This window comes from Terrabacter sp. GCM10028922 (assembly GCF_042666095.1).
In the GTDB taxonomy this organism is placed as follows: Bacteria; Actinomycetota; Actinomycetes; order Actinomycetales; family Dermatophilaceae; genus Terrabacter.
The window spans coordinates 556,413-562,412 of record NZ_JBHTFG010000010.1; the positions used below are offsets into that span (position 1 = coordinate 556,413).

4 protein-coding genes and 1 pseudogene are annotated in these 6,000 nt (G+C 73.0%); 3 read left to right on the forward strand and 2 right to left on the reverse strand.

Translation table 11 applies throughout. The features are described from left to right. Nucleotide 1: 1 nt before the first annotated feature. The gene (locus tag ACFQU3_RS13275) at nt 2-1,375 is read left to right on the forward strand and encodes an L-serine ammonia-lyase (protein ID WP_385910480.1); all 1,374 of its coding nucleotides are present in this window, start codon (nt 2-4) and stop codon (nt 1,373-1,375) included. Between the two features lie 15 nt (nt 1,376-1,390). Here the strand turns inward: ACFQU3_RS13275 and ACFQU3_RS13280 are convergent, their stop codons facing one another. Beyond that, nucleotides 1,391-2,731, reverse strand: coding sequence for a glycoside hydrolase family 1 protein (locus ACFQU3_RS13280; protein WP_385910482.1), 1,341 nt, complete (start codon nt 2,729-2,731; stop codon nt 1,391-1,393). Nucleotides 2,732-2,800: 69 nt separating this feature from the next. Here ACFQU3_RS13280 and glp point away from each other — a divergent pair, with 69 nt between their 5' ends. Then, entirely contained in the window at nt 2,801-3,994 is a 1,194-nt protein-coding gene (gene glp / locus ACFQU3_RS13285; RefSeq protein ID WP_385910484.1) for a gephyrin-like molybdotransferase Glp, read from the forward strand. Between the two features lie 15 nt (nt 3,995-4,009). Next, complete coding sequence (locus tag ACFQU3_RS13290) at nt 4,010-5,647, forward strand: ABC-F family ATP-binding cassette domain-containing protein (RefSeq protein WP_385910486.1); 1,638 nt, start codon at nt 4,010-4,012, stop codon at nt 5,645-5,647. A 17-nt stretch (nt 5,648-5,664) separates the two neighbouring features. On the opposite strand, the pseudogene ACFQU3_RS13295 reads toward ACFQU3_RS13290, so the two are convergent. Beyond that, nucleotides 5,665-6,000: pseudogene (locus ACFQU3_RS13295) on the reverse strand (hypothetical protein); the annotation flags it as partial.

Consider the following 6,000-nt stretch of genomic DNA (forward strand, 5'->3'; position numbering starts at 1 on the left):
CATGGCGCTCAGCGTTTTCGACCTCTTCTCGGTCGGTATCGGGCCGTCGAGCTCGCACACCGTCGGACCGATGCGGGCAGCGGCGATGTTCGCCGACCGGTTGCGCGAGGACGGCCAGCTCGGCCAGGTCGCCCGGGTGCGCTCGCAGCTCTTCGGCTCGCTCGGCGCCACCGGCCACGGCCACGGCAGCGACAAGGCCGTCCTGCTCGGTCTCACCGGTGAGCGGCCCGAGCTCTGCGACCCCCGTGCGGTCGAGGGACGGCTCGCGCAGATCCGCTCGACGCGGCTCCTCGCCCTGCTCGGCGAGCACGAGATCGACTTCGTCGAGGACGAGGACCTCGTCCTGCACCGCCGCAAGACGCTGCCGGTCCACCCCAACGGCATGACCTTCACGGCCCTCGACGCATCCGGCGCGACGCTCGCCGAGCGCACGTACTACTCCGTCGGCGGTGGCTTCGTCGTCGGTGGCGACGCCGACGGCGAGACGAGGATCGTCGAGGACTCGACGCCGGTCGCGCACCCGTTCCGCACCGGCGACGAGCTGCTCGCGCACTGCAAGGAGACGGGCAAGTCGATCGCACGGATCATGCTCGAGAACGAGCTGTCGTGGCGCACCGAGCAGGAGGTCCGCGAGGGACTCCTCGACATCTGGCGCGTCATGAAGGAGTGCGTCCGCAACGGCATCGAGAACGAGGGCGTGCTGCCCGGCGGCCTGCGCGTGCGCCGTCGTGCCCCCGAGCTCGCCCGTCGCCTGCGCCTCGAGGGCAACAGCGACGACCCGCTGCGCGGCATGGACTGGATCACCCTCTACGCGCTCGCCGTCAACGAGGAGAACGCCTCGGGCGGACGCGTCGTCACCGCCCCCACCAACGGTGCGGCGGGCATCATCCCCGCCGTCCTGCACTACTACGCGAACTTCGTCAACGGTGCCGACCGCGACGGCATCGTCCGGTTCCTGCTCACGGCGGGCGCCATCGGCGTGATCTACAAGGAGACCGCCTCGATCTCGGGCGCCGAGGTCGGCTGCCAGGGCGAGGTCGGCTCGGCGTGCTCCATGGCCGCCGGCGCCATGGCTGCCGTCATGGGCGGCACACCCGAGCAGGTCGAGAACGCAGCCGAGATCGGCATGGAGCACAACCTCGGCTTGACGTGTGACCCCGTCGGCGGCCTCGTGCAGATCCCCTGCATCGAGCGCAACGCGATCGCCTCGGTCAAGGCCATCACTGCCGCCCGCACGGCCCTGCGAGGCGACGGCTCCCACGTCGTCTCCCTCGACAAGGTCGTCAAGACGATGCGCGAGACGGGCGCCGACATGAAGGTGAAGTACAAGGAGACGGCCCGCGGCGGGCTCGCCGTCAACGTCATCGAGTGCTGAGCTCCTCGTGCCGGGTCACCGGTGGTGTCCTTCGACGTCGCTGACCGGGTAGGCCTGTCCCGCAACGTAGGTCGCGTGCATTGCCGGGGTGCCGCCGCCCTCCCGGATCATCTCCGCGAACAGGCGCCCCGAGTCTCGGACCGTCCGCTCCTGGGTCTCGTAGTCGAGTGCGACGAGCCCGAACCGCGGGCCCTCGCCCTCGTTCCACTCCCAGTTGTCGACGAAGCACCAGTGGTAGTACCGGTCGACGGGGACCCCGTGCGCACGGACGCCGGCCAGCGCCTCGAGGTGCTCCCAGACGTAGCGGGACCGGAAGGCATCGGCAGCGTCGCACGTGCCGTTCTCGGTGACCCAGACCGGGAGGCCGTAGGTCTCCCACGCCCACCGGGCCGTCTCGGCCAGCCCGGCGGCATACACCTCCCAGCCGAGGTCGTTGACCGGTACACCGACGGGCGTGCCGTCGTCGAACCGCGTCACCGTCGTGCGTGAGTAGTAGTTGAGCCCGAAGAAGTCGGCGTACCTTCCCGAGCCGGAGCCGGGGCTCTGCGCCGGAATGCCGTCGGGTCGCCGCAGGGGACGGGTGAACTCCCCGGTCGTCATGGCCCGCACGATCGCGCCCTGGAACAGGTGGCGCATCGCCGGCGTCAGGGCCCGGTGCCACGGGTTGCGCGGGTTGCCCGGCCGGAACGGTCGCAGGTGGTGTGCGACGCCGACCATCGTGTCGCGGCTGGGCTGGAGGGCGTGGATGAGCCGGTAGGCGCGGATGTGGGCGGCGGCGAGCACCGAGTAGACCCGGAGGCCCTCACGGAGGGTGCGGTGACCGGGCGGGAAGTCGCCGAAGACGTGGGCGCCCGTGACGTAGACGTTCGGCTCGTTGACGGTGACCCACTCGGTCACGAGGTCGCCGAGCCGGGTCACGACCTCGCCGACGAATCGCTCCCAGGTCCACAGGGCACTCGGCGCGAGCCAGCCACCGTCGCGCTCGAACCACAGCGGGTGGCTGAAGTGGTGCAGCGTCACGAGTGGTCGGACTCCCTTGTCGCGCAGCAGTTCCAGCTCCTCGCGATAGCGGCCGAACGCGGCATCGTCCCACTGCCCCGGTCGTGGCTCGAGCCGGGCCCATTCGACGCTCATGCGGTAGACCTGCACGCCGAGCGAGGCCATCAGCTCGGTGTCCTCGCGCCAGCGGCGCCAGTGGTCGGTGGCGCGCGCCGGGGTGGACGCATCCTTGATCGTGCCCGGGCGGGCCGCCCAGTCGGTCCAGTTGCTCGCGACGTCGCCGCCCTCGATCTGCGTGGCGGCCGTCGCCACCCCCAGCAGCATCCCGTCGAGCCGGAAGCCGTCCACGGTCGCCATGGGCGACAACGTACCTCCGGACACGGACGGGTGAGTGGGACCGACGCCCCATGCGCCAGACTGGCGACCGTGGGTCACGTGTCCGTCGAGGAGCACCGAGCCGCCGTGGAGCGGCTGATCGGCGATGCCCCGGTCGAGCGCGTCGCGCTCGACCGCCGGGCCGTCGGGCGGCGTCTGGCGTCCGCCCTCGTCGCCGTCGACGACCTCCCGCGCTTCGACTCCTCTGCGATGGACGGGTATGCCGTGTGCCCGGGTTCGCCGGACCAGCGCGCATTCCCCGTGGTGGGCGACGTGCCCGCCGGGTCGGCGCCAGACTTCACCCTGGCCTCCGGTGACGCGGCGCGCGTCATGACCGGCGCGAGGGTGCCGGAGGGCACGGTCGCGGTCGTCCCGGTCGAGCGCACGGACGCGAGCCCGACGGGTCCGGCGCCGGACCGCGTGACCGTCGAGGGCGAGCCGGCACCGGGCCAGCACGTCCGGTTGCGCGGTGAGGACGTCACGACCGGGTCCATCCTCGCCACGGTCGGGTCCCCGATCACACCGGCCCTCGTCGCTCTCGGGCGGTCGGCCGGGTGCACGGCGGTCGAGGTCCACGCCAGCACCCGGGTTGCCGTCGTCGCGACGGGCGCCGAGCTCGTGCCGCCGGACGCCGACCCTGGGGCGGGCGGCATCCACGAGTCGAACTCCGACATGGTCGCGGCGCTCGCCGAGGCCGCCGGCTGCGTCGTGTCGCGGGTCGAGGTCTGCTCCGACGAGCCCGACGACCTGCGCGCCCTGCTCGAGGCGCTCGACGCCGACGTCGACGTCGATGTCGTCGTCACGACCGGTGGGGTGAGCGCGGGCGCCTACGAGGTCGTGCGGCAGGTGTGCTCCCCGCTGCCGACCTTCGACTTCGTGCACCTCGCGATGCAGCCGGGCGGCCCGCAGGGTCTCGGCTGCTACGGCTCCACGCCGGTGGTGTGCCTTCCGGGGACACCGGTCGGCGCGTTCGTCGCCTTCCACGTGCTGCTCCGCCCGGCGCTCGACCGGCGCCACGGGGTGCCGCCCTCGCGACCCGGCCAGGCGGCATACCGCGGCCGGACGCGACGCACCCGCACCGGTCGGGTCCAGTTCGTCACGAGCGTGCTCCACGACGACGGCACGGTGACCGCGCCCGACGCCCGGCACCTGAGCGCGCTCGCCGCGGCGAACTGCCTCATCGAGGTGCCTGAGGGCGTCGACCAGCTCATCGAGGGAGACCGCGTCGTCATCCACCCGGTGTGAACCTAGGCTGTCGACGTGAGCGCGACCCTCGTGGCCAAGGACCTCGCCGGGGGCCACGCCCACCGGACCCTCTTCGAGCACCTCGACCTGACCGTCGCGCCGGGTGATGTCGTCGGGGTCGTCGGCGCGAACGGCGCGGGCAAGTCGACGCTGCTGCGCCTGCTGGCCGGAATGGACACGCCGCTGCACGGGACGGTGACGACGGCCCCGTCGGACGCGTTCGTCGGGTGGCTGCCGCAGGAGCACGAGCGCGTGCCCGGTGAGACCGTCGCAGACCACATCGCCCGGCGCACCGGCGCCGCCGCTGCCACGGTCGCCATGGAGGCGGCCGCAGCAGCGCTCGGTGGCGACGACCCGCACGCCGACGAGGCGTATGCCGTCGCCCTCGACCACTGGCTCGCGAGCGGCGCGCCCGACCTCGAGGACCGCGTCCCGGTGATGCTGGCCGAGCTCGGGCTCGACGTGGCGCCGGACGCGCTCATGACCTCGCTCTCCGGCGGGCAGGCGGCCCGGGCGGCGCTCGCGGCGCTGCTGCTCAGCCGGTTCGACCTCGTGCTGCTCGACGAGCCGACGAACGACCTCGACCTGGCCGGCCTCGCGCGGCTGGAGGCCTTCGTCCACGGGCAACGGGGTGGGGTCGTGCTCGTGTCGCACGACCGCGAGTTCCTGGCCCGCTGCGTCACCCGGGTCGTCGAGCTCGACCTCGCGCAGAACGCGGTCTCGGTGCTCGACGGTGGCTACGAGTCGTACCTCGAGGAGCGGGAGGTGGCCCGCCGGCACGCGCGTGAGGCGTACGAGGCCTATGCCGGCACGAAGGCCGACCTCGAGGCGCGTGCGCGCACGCAGCGTGAGTGGAGCAGCAAGGGCGTGCGAAACGCGATGCGCAAGAGCCCGGACAACGACAAGATCCGCCGCGCGGCGAGCATCGACTCGTCGGAGAAGCAGGCGCGCAAGGTGCGCCAGATGGAGTCGCGCATCTCCCGGCTGGAGGAGGTCGCCGAGCCGCGCAAGGAGTGGGTGCTGCAGTTCAGCATCGGGGCGGCGCCGCGGTCGAGCTCGGTCGTGGCCACCCTGAACCAGGCCGTCGTCCGCCGCGGCGACTGGACCTTCGGGCCTGCCTCGCTGCACGTCGAGGCTCGGCGACGCATCGGCATCACCGGGCCCAACGGGGCCGGCAAGACGACGCTGCTCTCCCTGCTCCTCGGGCGTCTGGCGCCGGACGAGGGCGGGGCCTCGCTCGGGGCGAGCGTCGCGGTGGGCGAGATCGACCAGGCCCGCACGGGCCTGCGGGAGGACCTGCCCCTCGGCGACGCGTTCGGCGACGCCGTGCCCGACCTGACGCCGGCGGACCGCCGCACCCTGCTGGCCAAGTTCGGTCTGCGGGCAGACCAGGTGACGAGTGCCGTCAGCCGGCTCTCGCCCGGCGAGCGGACCCGTGCGGCGATGGCGCTGCTGCAGGCGCGCGGCGTCAACCTGCTCGTCCTCGACGAGCCGACCAACCATCTCGACCTGCCCGCCATCGAGCAGCTCGAGCAGGCGCTCGAGTCGTACGACGGGGCGCTCCTGCTCGTGTCGCACGACCGGCGCCTGCTCGAGAACGTCCGCCTCGACGAACGTTGGCACGTCGACGGCGGCCGGGTCACCGCGGTCTGACCAGCCGCTTGCGCCGGTCAGGCGGCCAGGGCGAGTGCGAGGGCGCGTTCGAGTGGGCTGTCCGTGCGCTCGAGGTCGGTGGTGGTGGTGGTGGTGCCGGGCGCGGCGGCGGGCACCAGTGCGGGGAGCAGGGGTGGCGCGGCGGAGGTGTACCGGTGCCCGGTCGGGGTGGTCGTCTCGACGGTGTGCCGGAGGCCCGGGTGTCGCGGGCCGGGGTCTCGGGCGCCGCCGGGTGGGTCGAGGGGTGCGGCGATGGGTGGGGTGATGGGTGCGGCGTTGGGTGGGGCGAGGGTGCGGGCGATCCAGCCGGGGAGCTGTTTGGTGTGGTTGCATCTCACGCACAGGCCCTGCCC

What these genes read in the sequence shown, in the direction of transcription:
- ACFQU3_RS13280 (WP_385910482.1), bottom strand. Translation starts at nt 2,731, where the DNA reads ATGGCGACCGTGGACGGCTTCCGGCTCGACGGGATGCTGCTGGGGGTG.
- ACFQU3_RS13275 (WP_385910480.1), top strand. Translation starts at nt 2, where the DNA reads ATGGCGCTCAGCGTTTTCGACCTCTTCTCGGTCGGTATCGGGCCGTCG.